Raw genomic sequence first — 16,658 nt, 5'->3', positions numbered from 1 at the left:
AATTCGGGCGGGGTAAGCACACTCCACGGAATCCCCACGAGTCCGCCGAGTATCCTTCCCACACCACCTCACGGCGACGCAGTTGCCTTCGACTAGGAGTTAAACCACCTTCACCTCCAGAGGCATTTCACCTCCAAACGAATGCCTATACTGGGCGTGCACAACAAAAACCCCAGGTCAAAAACTACTTGACCTGGGGTTTCACTTGAGCCGCCTAGGGGAATCGAACCCCTGACCTTTTCATTACGAGTGAAGCGCTCTACCGACTGAGCTAAGGCGGCGTCGCCGAGCAATACCTAACTACTCAGCGTTCAGCAGTCTAGCGGGTGGGGTCCAGGATTGAAAAACGACACGTCATGCTCGGCGCTCCATCGCCCCTCGAAATCATGCTCGGAGGTGCTCGCTCACACTCGCACACATCGCCGTCACCGCAAGCTCAGGTTTGATGTTGAACTCAATAGCCGCTCGGCATTCGAGAATGCTGTCGATGCTGCGAAGGAGCGCTTCCGGGGTAGTAGTGCGCGCCACGGTTGTTGCATGTTCGATCTTGTCCGGATGTATCGGAGGCAAGTCAGCCCCAAGGCTGACGAGAAGCGCGTCACGGTAAAAGCCCAGCAAATCAATGAGGGCCCTGTCCAGCGCATCTCGGACAGTCCTTGTCGCACGTGACTTCTGCTTACGTTCAAGTTCTTTTAACGCTCCTGCGGAACCACGCATCGCCCCCATCGCGCCTTTGCCCGTTCCACCAGCGCCCAGGGCAGTCTTGAGCTCGTCGGTTTCTTTCTCATCCAATTCAGCGCCGAGGGTCTTGGCGTCGTCAAAGGCTGTTTTCACAAGGGTGTCAGCGGCCTGAATGGCTGCGGCTGGCCTTGCGATAGTGCTGGGGATGGAAAGAACCGCCTCACGCCGCTGACGCGCCTCAGAGTCATGAGACAGTCGACGCGCCCGGCCCATGTGCCCAGCGGAAATCGCCGCTGCCCAGCGTGCGGTGTCGACGTCGAGCCCATCCTGTTGGTGGAGGACGTCAGCTATCGCCTGCGCACTGGGCGTGGCGAGAACAATATGACGGCACCGCGACCGCAACGTGACTGCAATATCGTGCGGGTCCGGGGACGGCGCGCACAGCATGAACACTGTATGCGCTGGCGGTTCTTCAACGACTTTGAGCAGCGCGTTGGCAGCGCCCTCCGTCAGGCGGTCGGCGTCTTCAATGATGACAACGTGCCACGCGCCGACACTGGGGCGTCGTGACGCGGTCTGGACGATTGCGCGCATTTCTGCGACTGCGATGCTGATCCCTGTTGGAATGATCCGTCGTACGTCAGGGTGGTTTCCGTCCATCACGGCTGTACAGCCAGCGCAGTGCCCACAACCAGGCCTGTCTGGGTTTGTGCATTGCAGTGCGGCGGCGAGACTGAGCGCAGCCACTGAACGCCCCGACCCTGGTGGTCCTGTGAATAGCCAGGCATGCGTCATTGCGGAACTATCGGAAACGGTGTGGGTCCCCGCATTGATGTGGCGAGCGGCAACGGCTGCGTTCGACAAAGCTCGCACTGCCTTGTCCTGCCCGATCAGACGCTCAAACACTGGTGCCACAATCGACAAGCGTAACGGTGTCTGCCCCGAGTTAACACCGTTGCGCCGCCATATAGGCGAAGATCATAGGTATGAGAGGTCGCGCGGGCAGCACAGAATCGTTCGGTTCAGTGAAACCGCTACTGCGTGGGTCCTTCACCCGCCCGTGGCCGCTGTACGTATTCGGTATGCAAGTCGCGAATGTTGCTGGTGCGGTGTTTGTTTTCGGCTTCTTGCAGTTCCTCCTCCCCGGTGAAGATGCCCTACGAATCAACGAGTTGTTGACATCGAACAGGATCGAACCTTTTCTCGCGTACCTTGTGCTCACCGCGGTTGTGAGTAGCGCGGTGGCGTGGTGGTTGGCGCGCCCAGTGATTGTGTGGCAACAGGATTGGCAGAAGGAGCCTCATGGGTTGTTGGCCCGCGACCGCGCTCTGAAGATCCCCCAAATGCTGGCGTGGGTTTATGCCGCGGTGTGGGTAGTCGGCGGTGTCATCTTCGTAGCGTTAACAGCGCAGACAGTCGAGTTGGCAGTGATTACAGCGGTAACTGTTGCCATCGGCGGGGCAACCGCATGCGCCGTGGGATACCTGTTTTCAGAGCGTGTGCTGCGACCAGTGCATGCGTCAGCGATGGCTGTGGGGGATGCTAGCCTGCGCCATCCCCCAAGCGTCTCGAGCCGCTTACAGGTCGGTTGGGTCGTGAGTGTCCTCGTCCCTGTCGCGGGGATTCTCGTGGTCACCAACGCTGCATTAACCGGGAGCCTCACCGCCGATTCGAATGCCGTACTGACGTCCATTCTCGCGCTGTGTGCGGCACTGGTACTCGGTAGTTTTGTGGTGACGAGACTGACGGCGTCAGCGATTGCTGACCCCATAGCGCAGTTGCGTTCAGCCCTACGCCGAGTTCAGTCAGGCGACTTCGATACTCCTGTGCGCATTTATGACGCCACCGAGTTGGGCCAATTGCAGGCCGGGTTTAACGAGATGGTGCAGGCGCTAGCAGAGCGTGAGCAGATCAGGGATGTCTTCGGACGATATGTGGGCCCGGATGTTGCCCGGCGAGCGCTCAATGACGGCGTGCAACTAGGCGGAGAAGATCGCTTTGTCTCAGTGCTGTTTGTTGACCTGGTCGGGTCCACCAATTTAGCGACGAAACAGCCACCAGCTGAAATTGTGGCACTGTTGAACGAGTTTTTCCGCGTGGTAGTCGATGTTGTTGACCGCCATGATGGTTTGCTCAACAAGTTCTTAGGCGACGCCGCATTGGCGGTGTTTGGTGCCCCTCTAGAACACCAGGATGCTTCCGGCGCGGCATTGGCGGCAGCGAGGGAACTCGCTCAACGACTCCCCTACGTGCTGCACGCGGGCAGCGACACCGAGCCAGTTGGGTTTGGTATCGGTGTGGCGGCCGGTCCCGTGGTGGCGGGCAATATCGGCGCTGCACATCGCTTGGAGTACACGGTGATCGGCGATCCTGTAAACGAAGCCGCGCGCATTACGGAGTTGGCCAAAGATGAACCTGGTGGTGCGCTTGCATCGTCGTTCGCTGTGTCTCGCGCTCACCACGATGAGGCAGCGAAATGGACCATCGTACGGTCGGTTGAATTGCGGGGCCGGGGCGTGCCAAGTGAGCTAGCCGCACCCACGCAACCTCACCACAAAAACTCAGGTGCACTGTAAGAAATCAGCGGTCAAGCCACCCCGCGAGATGGCTTGACCTACATCATTCAGACTCAGTCGACGTTGTTTTTGCCGCAGCGGTTTTCTTGACGGTCTTTTTCGCTGCTGTCTTCTTAGCGGCTGTCTTCTTCGCTGCCGTTGTCTTGGTGGCCGTCTTTTTCGCTGCAGCTTTCTTTGCTGGCGCCTTCTTGGCTGGCGCTTTCTTCGCTGCGGCTTTCTTGGTAGTCCGCTTTACCGGACCCCGAGCACGACGATCAGCGAGAAGTTCAGCAGCGCGCTCGACTGTGAGTGCCTCAACTTCGTCGCCTTTTCGGAGGCTAGCGTTCGTTTCACCATCCGTGACGTACGGCCCGAACCGGCCGTCCTTGATCACCATCGGTTTGCCGGTGGCGGGGTCATCCCCGACCTCACGAAGTGGTGCAGTCGCTGCTGCTTGTCGGCCCCGACGCTTTGGTTCCGCGTAAATCTTTAGCGCCTCATCCAGGGTGATCGTGAAGATCTGATCTTCCGTGGTGAGGGACCGCGAGTCGCTGCCCTTCTTCAAATAAGGCCCATAGCGACCGTTTTGCGCTGTGATCTCATCGCCGCTCTCTGGGTCTTTACCAACGATCCGCGGAAGCGAAAGCAGAGGCAGTGCCTCCTCCAGGGTGATCGTGGCGACGTCCATTCCCTTGAATAGGGACCCAGTTCGCGGTTTAGGCTTTTTCGCCGCCGCGTCGTCTGAGTCAGGAAGGACCTCAGTGACGTACGGTCCGAAACGGCCCTCCTTGGCCACAATTTCGTGCCCAGTTTCTGGGTCGGTTCCAAGGGTTCGCCCCTCCTGAGGGGTCGCAAAAAGCTTCTCTGCGATCTCAAGGGTGAGTTCGTCAGGGGGAAGATCGTCGGGCAAGTTCGCTCGCTGCGATTGTGGTTCCTCAGATTCGCCCTGAACATGACGTTCGAGATATGGACCGAAGCGGCCAACTCGCACGCACACCGGACGCTTTTCGGCGTCATCAAACAGTGGGATCGAGTTGATTTCCCTGGCGTCAATACCTTCAAGGTTGATGCCGACGAGTTTCTTCAACCCACCTAGCCGGGCAAGGGTGCCTTCTGAGCTGTTGTCATCGCCGAAGTAGAACGCGGACAACCAGTTGGATCGCCCCTGCCGTCCCTCGGCAATTGCGTCGAGGTCGTCTTCCATTGATGCGGTGAAGTCGTAGTCGACGAGTCGGCCGAAGTGTCGTTCGAGCAAGCCAATGACAGCGAATGCGACCCACGACGGAACAAGAGCGTTGCCCTTTTTGTAGACGTATCCGCGGTCCTGAATGGTCTTAATAATCGACGCATACGTCGATGGGCGCCCAATACCTTCGTCCTCAAGCCTCTTCACCAAGGATGCTTCAGTAAAGCGTGCTGGCGGAGTAGTGCTGTGGCCGTCTGGGTGCAGTTTCTCCGCGTGGACAGTGTGCCCCTCGGCCAGCCTGGGAAGACGCCGTTCCTCGTCGTCTGCTTGGCCACCAGATTCGTCGTCCACGGTCTCGACGTAGGCACTAAGGAATCCAGGGAATGTGATGGTGCGACCCGACGATGAGAATGTACATACTTCGCCAGTACCGGCCGTGCCGCTGATGCGAAGGCTCAGTGTCGTGCCCTTGGCGTCAGCCATCTGCGACGCAACTGTGCGCTGCCAGATGAGCTCGTAGAGCCGAAACTCGTCTTGCTCAAGTGACCTACTCAGCTGGCCTGGGGTCTTGAAAGTCTCTCCAGCGGGGCGGATCGCCTCGTGCGCTTCTTGCGCATTCTTCACTTTGCGGGTGTATTGACGCGGCGACGGCGACACAAACTCAGGACCATACAATTCTCGGGCTTGATTGCGTGCCGCCGTGATTGCTGACTCAGACAATGTCGTCGAGTCGGTACGCATGTAAGTGATGTAACCGTTTTCGTACAGTCGTTGCGCGGTTCGCATCGTCCTATCAGCCGAGAACCGCAACTTTCGGCCAGCTTCTTGCTGCAACGTCGACGTCATGAACGGTGCGTAAGGCTTGCGTGTATACGGCTTTTCCTCAGCCGATGTGACAGCAAGTACTACGCCACGGAGCGCGTCAGCAAGGCTCGTTGCGCGGGCTTCGTCGAGGAGTGCGACGTCGCTGGCGTTTTTCAGTTTGCCGTCTGATCCGAAGTCGCGACCCGATGCGACCCGACGGCCATCAACGGAAGAAAGCTTCGCACCAAACGTACGCGGTGTCGCGTCCGCGCCCGCATCCAACGTGGCGGCAATATCCCAGTATTCGGCGGTCGTGAAAGCCATGCGTTCGCGTTCGCGCTGCACAGTGATTCGTGTAGCGACCGACTGGACGCGGCCTGCCGACAACTTCGGCATCACCTTTTTCCACAACACCGGGCTAACTTCATACCCATACAAGCGGTCGACGATGCGTCGAGTTTCTTGCGCGTCAACCAGGTCAGAATCGAGGTCGCGTGGATTCTCGGCTGCCGCCTTGATCGCTGGCTCAGTAATTTCGTGAAAAACCATGCGTCGCACAGGAATTTTTGGCTTGAGCGTCTCGAGCAGGTGCCACGCGATAGCTTCACCTTCGCGGTCACCGTCTGTGGCTAGATACAATTCGTCCACGTCTTTAAGCAGGCTTTTCAGCTCTGAAACCGTGGATTTCTTGTCCGCGCTCACTACATACAGCGGCTCAAAATCCTCATCAACATTGACACCAAGGCGCGCCCACGACTCGCCCTTGTACTTCAAAGGAACGTCCGCGGCGCCTTTAGGCAGGTCGCGGATATGCCCGCGAGAAGACTCAACAACATAGTTCGCGCCGAGATACGAAGCTATCTTCTTAGCCTTAGTTGGTGACTCGACTATGACGAGACGCCGTGTTGCCGTCGACTTTCCGGAGCGCGCCGAACTACTCGCCGTACCACTTCCGCGTGCTGCCACCTGACGCTCGCACCTTTCTGACGCTTACTCTGAAGTCCCTCAAGACTGACACACGGTGTGCCGTAAACCTTGCAACATGTCTACCACTGCCACGCCGTACGGTCTTGCCATCCGCTTCGGGTCAGTATGTACGACGCGACCGACATGTGTGCAAACCGGTGGGCAACACACAGCGCTCAGGCGACAACTTCATGCAACGATGATGCCCTACTCGCCCTCGTCGTCTTCCCTCTCAGACTCCGCATCTGGGGCCTCGTCTGGTTCTGGTTCTGGTTCTTGGACCAGCACAGAGCACTCCGGTACCCCACCAATCGCTCCATCAAGTTCCGCAGACTCAAACTCTGCTAGGTCCTCGAACGCGACGGCAATTGGATTTGGTGTTTCCTCAACCCTGTCGTTGAACTCAGCAACCGCCACGGGGTCGTCAGGTTCCATTTCCTCGAGGTCGATCCGCATTTCGTCAACCCCTTCGGCCGCTCGCCGAGTGGCGTCACCTAGGTGTTCGCTGAGGCCTGGCCTGATGTCTGTCACCGGCGGGTCGCCGAGTTCCACAAAACTATGCGACGAATCAATAAGAACTGTGTGCATATGCGAGTACAGGTCCAGATAGACCTGCCTCGCCTCCTCTGCATCAGGGGGAGGGTCCGCCACTACGACGTCGTAGTACTGAAACGCATCTGTCAACGCAATGAATGGCGCACAGTATCGCGCGAGCCATTCCTCGACGCTGATCGGTTCAGGTTCAGGCGTTCCGTCGACATCTAGTTGCGGCGTGTCGTCCGTTGAACACGCCAACATCAGCGGTGCGGTCGTTGCGAGACATGCCGCTACGACGGCGGCCTTCACCGCAGTTTTTCGTTGAGTTGATCGCATCGTCACCCTCGCTAACCCCGCACTGCCCCGGCGCCGCTGCTCGTCACACGGTGCCGGGCTTTAAGAAAATCACGTTAGCGCCACAACGCACACCGTGCGGGTAACTTTCCCGTCTTCGACTAAAACTGCGTGAACTTCACTTATCGGGTTCGGTAAGCAGTAAGGGCGTTTGCTTGAGCTCCATACCCAGTTCGAGTGGGGTGGAACGGCAACAATTCCTCGTGGAAATCACCGATGCGGGTGATCCACCGCTGCCCCAATGGCTGGCAAGCATCGTGCCCAGCAGTTGCTTGCCTGAGCGACCAAAACTCGACCCCCAAAGCGGCAGCCGCCTGGCGTTGCGCAACTTCAATCCTGTCCAAAACCGTTCGCGCATATGCGGCTCGTGGCTGGAAGTCAGGAACCTCCAGTCCATTGATCGGCAAGCACACCGAGGTATCACTCGGAAGCACTGTTGGGTATCCGACTATCGCGATCCGCGCATTCGGAGCTTCCTGGCGAATCCGGCCAATAATGTTTCCACTATCACCAGCAGTCAGGCGTCGCTGCAGTTCAGCACTCGTAATTGCGTCCGGCCGAACCGAGGTGGGATCTGCGGCGTTGTCGCAACCATTGACGAAGTCCAACACACATAACCCCACCGACCACGCTGCGCTGCGCCCCGAGCCTCCATACGATTCATTGCCAGCGAACTGAATTGTGACAAGTTCAGTTCGAGACCCCATGGACCGCGAAGCCGCATCGATTTGCTGCCCGAACGTATTCGTTCCGCGCCCATCAACAACCGCGCCTGAGCAGGAAGCATCGAACCAGTCGTTTCCTAGCCCCCACTGTGCAGCAAACTGCTTGGGCCACGCGTACGGCAACTGCGGGCATCCCCCGAAAGGATCGTAGTTAGGACCGGATGTGAAACTGTCCCCCAACGACACGTAGCGATTTCCGTCTGGCTGCGCTGCGGCAGTGCCGCCACCGACAACAACAACACTGGTCGCCATGATCGACGCCGCTGCCACGGCGAAAGAACGGCGGGATAGACGTCGCCGAGCGGCACTAATCCAAGAGTTTTTCACCCTCACACCGTGCCACACAGCTGCACACATCGCCGACCAATATCACCATTTTGATATACGCCGTACACTCACGCTCAGGCGCTGACCAACCGCGCACATTCATACGGAGAAGTGGTGACTGACGGACAACCGTTCGGGCAAGAGTTGCTCAATACCTTGCTCACACAGCGACGGCATGGACTCACTGGCAGCGCCACACACGTAACCGTGATCTCCGGCACCCCCGCTGAGCACGCACCGTGGCCAGAGTGGGTCCATCAACCTTTGCTCGAAGCGTACCGAGGACGCGGGATCACCGAACCGTACAAACACCAGGTTGACGCCGCCGATCACGCATTCCACGGGAACAATGTCGTACTTGCAACCGGAACCGCGTCCGGTAAATCACTCGCCTACAGTCTGCCGGTACTGACAGCGCTCGCCGAGCGCCCCCGCGCCACAGCCCTCTACCTCTCCCCCACCAAAGCGTTAGGTGCCGACCAGCTCGGCCACGCCCGCACCATCACTCGGCTCGTTCCCACGCTCCACACCGCCGAACCGCACCTCTACGACGGCGACACTCCTACCGATATTCGGCCATGGATCCGCAATAACAGCCGATGGGTCTTCACCAATCCCGACATGCTCCACGTAGGGATGATGCCAAACCACAGTCAGTGGTCTCGTTTCTTCCGCGGACTCGAGTTCGTCATCATCGACGAATGCCACCACTACCGGGGAGTTTTTGGGTCCAATGTCGCCTGGGTGCTACGCCGTCTCCGCCGCATCGCGGCCCGCTACGGCAGTTCACCGACATTTATCCTCGCTAGTGCAACCACAGCGAACCCTGCCGCCGCAGCGCAACGCTTAATTGGCGCACCGTGCCATCCCATTACCGTCGATTCCGCGCCGCACGGGTCACGAACCATCGCTCTGTGGGAACCAGGACCTAAATCCACCGGCGGCACCTCGGCCGATGTGGAGAACCGACGGTCTGCCCCAGCTGAAGCCGCCTCCCTCACCGCGGCACTTGTCGAAGAAGGCGCACGCACGCTCATGTTCGTTCGGTCCCGCGCAGGCGCCGAATACGCGACCGTCGCGGTAAAAAACCATCTCAGCGGCACCGAGTTGGCAAGCACCGTTGCTGCATACCGCGCCGGGTACCTCGCCGATGATCGGCGACGAATCGAAAAAGCCCTCTCTGACGGAACCCTCCGTGCTGTAAGCAGCACCAACGCACTGGAACTTGGTGTAGATATCGCAGGCCTCGACGCGGTAGTTCTGACGGGTTTCCCCGGCACCATCGCATCTTTTTGGCAACAGGCCGGGCGAGCGGGTCGGCGTGGACAAGGCGCGTTGATCGCGTTTGTCGCACGAGACGACCCGCTCGACACCTACCTCATCCACAACCCCGACGCCCTTCTCGGGCAACCGGTCGAATCAACGATCACCAACCCACACAATCCGCACATCGAAGCACCTCACGTGGTGTGCGCAGCCACCGAGATTCCACTCACCGACGCAGAAATTAAGCAGCTCGGCATCGAAAACTCTGTGCGAGAACTGTCAGAACAAGACATTCTGCGTCACCGCCCACTCGGCTGGTTCCCCACGCCAGGAGTGAGCCCACATCAACACGTCACTCTTCGCGGCAGTGGTGCGGGGCAGGTTGTGATCGTTGAGGCCGATTCAGGCAGATTGCTGGGGACCGTCGATTCTGCACGCGCTCCCGCTACTGTCCACCCCGGTGCTGTCCACCTTCATCAGGGTGAGGTGTTCGTCGTGATGGATCTCGACCTAGACGATGGTATTGCACTTGTCGTCGCTGGCGACCCCGGCTACACAACTACCGCACGCAGCCAAAGCGATATTCACCTCACACACGTTCACCGCCATGTTCAATACGGCGCCACGGGGATTGGATTCGTGGACGTGGAAGTCACGCAGCACGTGGTGAGCTACCTACGGCGGGCATCATCCGGCGAGGTCATCGACACAATCGAACTGACCATGCCGACAAGCACTCTCCGCACGAAAGCCGTGATGTGGACCATGACCGCGGACAGGCTTATCCAAGGTGGCGTCCCTGAAGCGAACTTCCCTGGAGCTTTACACGCCGCAGAGCATGCGGCCATTGGGATGCTGCCGCTGTTCGCGAGTTGCGACCGCAACGACATTGGCGGAGTTTCCACTGCGCTGCACCCCGACACAGCCTTGCCGACCGTGTTCATTTACGACGGGCATCCCGGCGGCGCTGGGATCGCGGAGCACGGGCACGATCACCTGACCCGCTGGTTGAGCGCCACACGCGAAGCCATCAACTCGTGTAGTTGCACGACGGGGTGCCCATCGTGCGTCCACTCCCCTAAATGCGGCAACGGGAATAGTCCGCTGCACAAGTACGGCGCCGTGCGTGTGCTTGACGCCGTACTGCAAGATGTCGCGAAAGGTCAGTAACTGCTACCCATCAACCTTCTCCGCAGCATCGGACAACAGAGCGACATAGTCGTCTAGACCCCAGGTCAAGGACAGTGCCGTGGGTGGTGAGACCGCGGCGATGAACTCTGTTCCAATCACTTCTGCAACGGTTCCTCGCCGGACTTGGTCCATCAATTGTGCAGCGGGCGATTCCAGAAACTCTGTTGACTGCTGTTCTGAGTCGGCGTACGTAACAAGAATGTCGCTCGTCAGTTCGCCGAGGTTTTCGCGACTGAGCGTGAAGTAGAAGGTGGAGTCACCGTTGGAGAGTTCGTCAACGCTGTCGGGGTTGACGAGGCCGAGGTCAAGGGTGAACGCCACGCGAGAATCAGCAGGTTTGTAAACGTACAAAGCGTCAGCGGTGTCCCACACAAGCGCGACTGATTTTCCTGCAAGCTCTGGGTGCGCTTCCGCCTTTTCTGCAACTTCGGCGTCGATGTCCGCAAGCAGTTGAGTCGCTTCTGGCACGCGCCCAAGCGCGTCACCGACGATCCGAATGGTGTCACGCCACGGAGTTGACCACGGTGCATCTGGGTACGCAATGGTGGGGGCAATCTCTGATAGCAACTCGTACTCTGACTCCGTAATTCCCGAATAGACAGCCAAAATCAAGTCGGGCTCGGCCGCCGCGATCGCTTCGAACGGCACATCAGTGCCAGCAGGAAGAATTGCTGGCGTGGCTTCGCCAGAGTCCGCAAGCGCCTCACGAACCCACGGCAGCACACCCTCGTCATCGCCGCCGTAACTCTGGTGCGCCATCGCCACCGGAGTTACACCGAGCGCGATCGCGGCATCAGCACTGCCCCAACCCCACGCGACCACCCGAGTGGGGTCTGTGGGTATGACGGTTTCACCAAACGCGTGTTCAATCGTGCGTGGGAAATCACCGCTGGCACTGGCGGCTTGCTCGTCACCAGTACCACCGTTGGTACCGCATGCCGTAGACAGCATCAGCGTGCCGAGTAGGACGCTGATGAAGGCCATAGCCGCTTTCCGGCGACCGTTCATGGAATACTCCTGGAATTTCGGACAGGCATCACCATGCGCCTGCATCAACCCCAGACCATAGGGCAGCCTAACCAAAATTGGTGGAATACGCCTGCTAGCTGCAGAAATACCTGAGCCTTACGCCTCAGCGTCGAACTTCAGTAGGACCCGCGCGAGCAGAAGCGCCTGCCAACTTTGGCGCAAAGTTTCCCTCGCGCAGCAATGGAACTGCGGCTCGGATAACCACATCTCCCCCGTCCACAGTGCAGCTCACCATCCGCGCTCCATTGACCGCAACAATTTTGCCGCCCACAGAGCATGGGGCCGAATCGCCCACCGCCAGGGCATACGCAGTTGCCAGTGCCGCAAGATCTGCTGCGCCCTGAGCCTTGTGCCGCGCCGACACTGCGGCGACGAAATGCACCATCACCGCAAAGATAGCCACGATGGCAACAATCGTGATTGCTGTTGCCACCGTTGCAACCCCATCGTCCGACTCGACAAACCGGCGCAGGCCCACGCGATATTTGAAGATCATCCCGACCACTCCGGTTCTTGCATTGCAACAGACCGGGCAGATAGGACGAATTGAGGCAGGAGGTCGAAAGCAAGATGAACCTCCGCGACAACTAATCCGTTCTCATGTCGCACATTTAACTCCGCTCCCCCTGGAGCAATCCTCGACGCCACGGCCATCGCTTGTGCCTCATCGCCACGCGCCGCATTGAGAGCGGCCTCGCGAGCAGCATCAACGCAACGCACATACGCAATGCTTGCGACAAGCGCGCCACAGCAGGTCATTACAGTGGTAATCAGTGCAACCAACGCAAATGCCGACTCCACGGTCACTGCGCCGCTATCTTCGTGAAATAGCTCTTTGATCGTTTTAGGTGTCATAACTGCGTTGTGAGGGCTTGTTCAATCAAGTTCGTTAGTGCACCGACAATCGAATTACCCGTCACTACCGTGTAGAGCACTGCCGCGAACGCGGCTGCGGCGATTGTCCCAATGGCATATTCGACCGTGGACATTCCATCGTCATCACGAGCGAGTTCATAGAGTTTGTCTTTCATTTTTATACCTTTCGTTGAATAAATCGTCAGGTGAGATTTCCGGCAACAAGATTGAACGTCAGTCCATATACGACGGGCGCAATTCCCAAGCAGACAAAAGCCGGAAGAAAGCACAACCCCAATGGCGCTGCGATAAATACCCCAGCGCGTTGTGCTCGCTGCAATGCCAGGTGATGGTGTTCCGCACGTTGAGTTTTGGCCACTTCGCGTACCGATTCCGCAAGTGCGTGGCCGGTTTGGCTCGATCGCTTCGTTGCTCGCGCGAATGCTTTTTCTGCTGGTGTGCCACTCGCCGCAGTCCACGCGTCGTCCGGGCTTAGCCCAAGCGCGAGTAAGCCAGCAGCTCGGGCGAAAAAGGCAGAGTTGGTGGTGGCACCAACGGTGCGGGCAGTAACGCTTGGGGCCAACCCCGCTTCGATGCACGCTGCGAACAATTCGAAAGTGTCGGGGCTTGAGGGCTGTGTCGCTGACTGTTTCCCGATTGCGTGCGGCGCACTCGCCGTGAGTCGTGCTGCCCTGTAGTGCGACAGACCGCGCGGCCACAGGAGAAACGCCATTGCGATAGTCATGGTTGCGAGGATCACGGTCGAACCGCCGGTACTGTTCTGGCGTAGTCCATGATCCGGTCAGACCACAACAGTCCGACGCACCCCAGAACGCTGCCAAGGACCAAGAGGCCTGCACCGATGCTGGTGGTGAACAGCGTGCGGAGCGGCGCTGCACCCATCAGTTCGCCGAGGACCACTCCGACTAGCGGCAATGCTGCAAGCAGTAGTGCGGTCGCTCGCGCCCCGGCCATAGCGGTGTCAACGTCGTTTTTGCGCTGTTGTTCAGCCACGATGTTGTCTCGCACTGTATGGAGCAGGCCCGCCAACGCAGCACCGTGCATGTGGGCTATATGCCATGCGGACGAGAGTTGCCTCATGGCATCGTCGTCTTGGTCTCCCGTGAATATGTCGGTGGTGTAGGTTCCAACTGCCGTACGTGCGGCGGCTCGTTCGAATATCCCGACGGTGTCCCCGGGCGATTGCGCGGCGGTGACCTTGAGCGCGGTTGTTGTGTGGGCGCCTGTGCGCAGTTCTGCGATGAGGGTGTCGAGACTCGTGCACAAGTCTTGAGCAGCTCGTTGTTTATGTCGCCACGTAGCTTGCCGCCGCACGCGCTCGCGAATGGTCGCTGTGACCACGGTTGCGGCGACAAGTGCCGCGGCACCACCTACCTGGTAGGCCGCGAATGCTGCAAGGGATGCGGCAACAACGCACAATACCCGGACCGATTTGGGATTGAACTTTGGTTTCTGGTCAGTTCGATAAAGCGCTTTTAGTCGTCTCCTTGAACCCGTGCGCGGGTACAAGATCAAGGCTGCGATAAGGAACAGTGATGTCGGCATCATGAGCGCCCAATCTGGGACAAGAGGGTTTCCCACGCTGGCCCCTGTCCAGTCTTGTGTGACCATGCCGGGCTGACAGTGATGTGACCGGATGCGTTGAAATCCACGATGCCGATGTCCGCCAGCAATCTCCTTGTGCCAGTCTTTCGTACGTGCAAGACCACCTGAACTGCTGCTTTAAGTTGGCTATGGAGGGCATCTCGTCCCATTGCGCCTAGCGCGGCAAGCGCCTCCATTCGTGCTGGAACTTCCGCCGGAGAGTTTGCATGCAATGTTCCCGCGCCGCCTTCGTGGCCTGTGTTCAGCGCGGCGAGCAGGTCTATAACTTCGGCGCCACGCACCTCACCCACGATGAGTCGATCGGGTTTCATCCGGAGTGCGTGCCGCACGAGGGCGCGCAGGTTTATTTCGCCGACGCCCTCGATGTTTGCTGCCCTCGTAGACATCCGCACGACGTGGGGGTGTCGAGGCGAGAGCTCGTTGACATCTTCAACGCAGACGATCCGTTCCGTGTGGGGAACTCGCCCCAGCAAAGCGGAGAGAAGCGTGGTCTTGCCTGTTCCGGTCCCGCCGGTAATGAGGTACGACAGTCGTGATTGCACGATTCCGTCGAGGACACCCATCAGCTCCGGCGGAAACATACCTGCTGTGAGCAGGTCTTCGAGTGTGTGGGACGCAGGCCTAAGCACTCGGAGTGAGATGCACGTTCCGTCGGCGGCCAAAGGCGATAGGAGTGCGTGCAGGCGCACTCCTATGTGCGGACTTCCAATGTGCGGTAGCCAGCCGTCGATCCACGGTTGGGCTTCGTCGAGTCGACGCCCCGCCGCTGACGCTAGGCGTTGGGCGAGTCGTCGAACCGCTGCTTCGTCGGCGAAGCGAATGTTGGTCTTTTCGTTGCCGCGCCCACGGTCTATCCATACGTCGTTCGGGCTGTTGACAAACACGTCGGTGACTAAGCGGTCAGCGAGAAGATCGTCGAGTGGGCCCGCCCCGTTCAGTTCGGTATGCAGTGTCCGAAGTGCGTTGAGGATGTCATAGTCACCGAGCACTCCGCCGGACTCGCTACGAACAAGATCGACGATGACTTCGGGTGTGTGCGGTGTGGGTGTATCCGCGAGGCGTATCCGGACCCGATTGAGTAGCTCGTCAGAGATGGGGTTCATATGATTCTCGGTGCGGAGCAGGCGGTGAGGATTTTGGTGGCTGCGTCGCGGAGCGGGGATCGTCGCTGTAGCCGAAACGGAGCATGGTCGATTCGCGAATCAAGTATTCGTTCTGACCTCATCGTCGCGATTGTCGGCACGTCGCCACAGGCACGACTGATGTCCATTGCGGTAATCCCACTCGGCGACGGGCCCCGTATGACGAGCCCTACTTGTTGCGATCGCGGGGCCAGCCAGGCGAGTGTTCGTTGGGCCGCCACACAAGCCCGTAGGTGGGTGGGGATTACGAGAACTGTCAGGTCAGCTGCCTCAAATACGGCGGCATTTGTGTCATCAAAAGTTCGTGGTACGTCGCAGATGACGTGGTGGCCAGCTGTACGTGTGGCGTCGAGAAGTGCCCGAAGGTTGTCAACGCCTGGGTGACGGCGAGGTGAAGTGCCCGCTCGGTGCTCATGAGCCAGTAGCGATACTGTGCCGACTGTGGGCAGTGCCGCCCATAGCGCCTCGGTCGCGACGCCGCTGGTGAGGTTTCCAATTTCCGGCCATCGCAGACCGCTAATGTTTTCGGCGCCGAGTACGACGTCTGCTCCGCCACCGTATTGATCGAGGTCCACGAGAAGAGTGCGATCGGGCACAGCGAGGGCGAGCGCACACGACAGGATCGTTGCGCCAGCTCCGCCGCACGCACTCGTCACCGCGATGACCGCGCCGTGGCGTCGCGCTGATTGCATGTTGGTTTGTGCGAGCGCCACCATGAGTTCGCGTTCGTCTTCGGGAAGGTTAAAGGTCCCTTTGATGCCGAGTTCCACAAATCCTCGCCATTGGCCTACATCGGCTGTAGACCGGCCAGCATTTTCACGCGCGCTAGAAAAAACGACGATGACATTGTCACGTCGTGGCATGGCGAGTTTGTGACAATCGGCAGCCGTGAACTTGTCGAGAACGACGGTGTGAGCTCGGCGCCACAGTTCCTGGATTGACGCCGAATGATGCGAGGTTGTCATGCCTAGTTCGCTGTCGTTTCGCGCGTCAGTGTGAGTTTCTTCGCAATGTTCAGTGATCCGCGTTCGCGATGCAGCGGCAATTCGCCGCAATTGCGTGAGCAATGCGGCGTCGCGAATCCACACAAGTACCTGCGACTCGGTCTGGTTAACCATGCGAACAATGTGCATGCCACGCCGGGGCTTGTGCGACACACCGACAGCGTCTCTGTGGATAACACCGCGCTGTGGATAACGCACATGCTCGATGGTCTCGAGGCAACATTGTTTGCTACAAAGTTTAAGTCGCATTAATGGCCGTAACGCAATACGCCCACTAATCGATAAACGTCTTGATCTATCCGAATCAAAGCCCAGATGGAAGCCGTACGGAGAAGTATAAAAAGGACGACCCCCGCCAGGGGGGGAGGGGGCGGGGGTCGTCGGAGTTCAGCCCCGGGGGGTCGGGCTGA

General features: G+C 59.0%; 14 protein-coding genes and 1 tRNA gene. 2 read left to right on the top strand and 13 right to left on the bottom strand.

Annotated features, from left to right (window positions below):
- Positions 1 to 208: 208 nt before the first annotated feature.
- Both IEW73_RS15540 and IEW73_RS15535 read right to left on the bottom strand, forming a co-directional pair.
- A tRNA-Thr gene (locus IEW73_RS15540) sits at positions 209 to 281 on the bottom strand.
- 103 nt (positions 282 to 384) lie between these two features.
- Entirely contained in the window at positions 385 to 1,596 is a 1,212-nt protein-coding gene (locus IEW73_RS15535; RefSeq protein WP_188677449.1) for a DNA polymerase III subunit delta', read from the bottom strand.
- A 71-nt stretch (positions 1,597 to 1,667) separates the two neighbouring features.
- Between IEW73_RS15535 and IEW73_RS15530 the strand changes: the two genes are divergently transcribed.
- Positions 1,668 to 3,257: an adenylate/guanylate cyclase domain-containing protein gene (locus IEW73_RS15530; RefSeq protein WP_188677447.1), complete on the top strand. Its 1,590-nt coding sequence runs from the start codon at positions 1,668 to 1,670 to the stop codon at positions 3,255 to 3,257.
- 43 nt (positions 3,258 to 3,300) lie between these two features.
- Here the strand turns inward: IEW73_RS15530 and topA are convergent, their stop codons facing one another.
- From topA to IEW73_RS15515, 3 genes are all read right to left on the bottom strand, one after another.
- Positions 3,301 to 6,192, bottom strand: a complete 2,892-nt coding sequence (topA, locus tag IEW73_RS15525; RefSeq protein WP_188677445.1) for a type I DNA topoisomerase — start codon at positions 6,190 to 6,192, stop codon at positions 3,301 to 3,303.
- A gap of 207 nt (positions 6,193 to 6,399) precedes the next feature.
- Entirely contained in the window at positions 6,400 to 7,065 is a 666-nt protein-coding gene (locus tag IEW73_RS15520; RefSeq protein WP_188677443.1) for a hypothetical protein, read from the bottom strand.
- Between the two features lie 140 nt (positions 7,066 to 7,205).
- On the bottom strand, positions 7,206 to 8,135 hold the full coding sequence (locus tag IEW73_RS15515) for an SGNH/GDSL hydrolase family protein (protein ID WP_188677441.1): 930 nt from the start codon (positions 8,133 to 8,135) through the stop codon (positions 7,206 to 7,208).
- Between the two features lie 114 nt (positions 8,136 to 8,249).
- On the opposite strand from IEW73_RS15515, the gene sftH reads away from it, so the two are divergent.
- Positions 8,250 to 10,571, top strand: a complete 2,322-nt coding sequence (gene sftH / locus IEW73_RS15510; protein WP_229676059.1) for a DEAD/DEAH box helicase — start codon at positions 8,250 to 8,252, stop codon at positions 10,569 to 10,571.
- A gap of 3 nt (positions 10,572 to 10,574) precedes the next feature.
- Here the strand turns inward: sftH and IEW73_RS15505 are convergent, their stop codons facing one another.
- From IEW73_RS15505 to ssd, 8 genes are all read right to left on the bottom strand, one after another.
- Positions 10,575 to 11,600, bottom strand: a complete 1,026-nt coding sequence (locus IEW73_RS15505; RefSeq protein ID WP_229676058.1) for an iron-siderophore ABC transporter substrate-binding protein — start codon at positions 11,598 to 11,600, stop codon at positions 10,575 to 10,577.
- Positions 11,601 to 11,724: 124 nt separating this feature from the next.
- A complete protein-coding gene (locus tag IEW73_RS15500; protein WP_188677435.1) occupies positions 11,725 to 12,117 on the bottom strand; it encodes an Rv3654c family TadE-like protein in 393 nt (130 codons plus the stop codon).
- Positions 12,114 to 12,476: a TadE family type IV pilus minor pilin gene (locus IEW73_RS15495; protein ID WP_188677432.1), complete on the bottom strand. Its 363-nt coding sequence runs from the start codon at positions 12,474 to 12,476 to the stop codon at positions 12,114 to 12,116. Before IEW73_RS15495 ends, IEW73_RS15500 begins: the two co-directional genes overlap by 4 nt.
- Positions 12,473 to 12,652 (bottom strand): DUF4244 domain-containing protein, encoded by a 180-nt coding sequence (locus tag IEW73_RS15490; RefSeq protein WP_188677430.1) that lies wholly within the window; start codon positions 12,650 to 12,652, stop codon positions 12,473 to 12,475. The genes IEW73_RS15495 and IEW73_RS15490 overlap by 4 nt, the downstream gene beginning before the upstream one ends.
- A gap of 26 nt (positions 12,653 to 12,678) precedes the next feature.
- Positions 12,679 to 13,221, bottom strand: a complete 543-nt coding sequence (locus tag IEW73_RS15485; RefSeq protein ID WP_188677426.1) for a type II secretion system F family protein — start codon at positions 13,219 to 13,221, stop codon at positions 12,679 to 12,681.
- An 11-nt stretch (positions 13,222 to 13,232) separates the two neighbouring features.
- Complete coding sequence (locus tag IEW73_RS15480) at positions 13,233 to 14,078, bottom strand: type II secretion system F family protein (protein WP_188677420.1); 846 nt, start codon at positions 14,076 to 14,078, stop codon at positions 13,233 to 13,235.
- Positions 14,042 to 15,205 carry a TadA family conjugal transfer-associated ATPase gene (locus tag IEW73_RS15475; protein WP_188677415.1) on the bottom strand — a complete coding sequence of 388 codons (1,164 nt, stop codon included), beginning with the start codon at positions 15,203 to 15,205 and terminating at the stop codon, positions 14,042 to 14,044. The genes IEW73_RS15480 and IEW73_RS15475 overlap by 37 nt, the downstream gene beginning before the upstream one ends.
- Positions 15,202 to 16,362: a septum site-determining protein Ssd gene (gene ssd, locus IEW73_RS15470; protein ID WP_188677412.1), complete on the bottom strand. Its 1,161-nt coding sequence runs from the start codon at positions 16,360 to 16,362 to the stop codon at positions 15,202 to 15,204. Before ssd ends, IEW73_RS15475 begins: the two co-directional genes overlap by 4 nt.
- Positions 16,363 to 16,658 lie beyond the last annotated feature (296 nt).

It is taken from the genome of Hoyosella rhizosphaerae, assembly GCF_014643175.1.
Taxonomy (GTDB): Bacteria; Actinomycetota; Actinomycetes; order Mycobacteriales; family Mycobacteriaceae; genus Lolliginicoccus; species Lolliginicoccus rhizosphaerae.
This window is presented reverse-complemented; position numbering and strand designations above follow the sequence as displayed.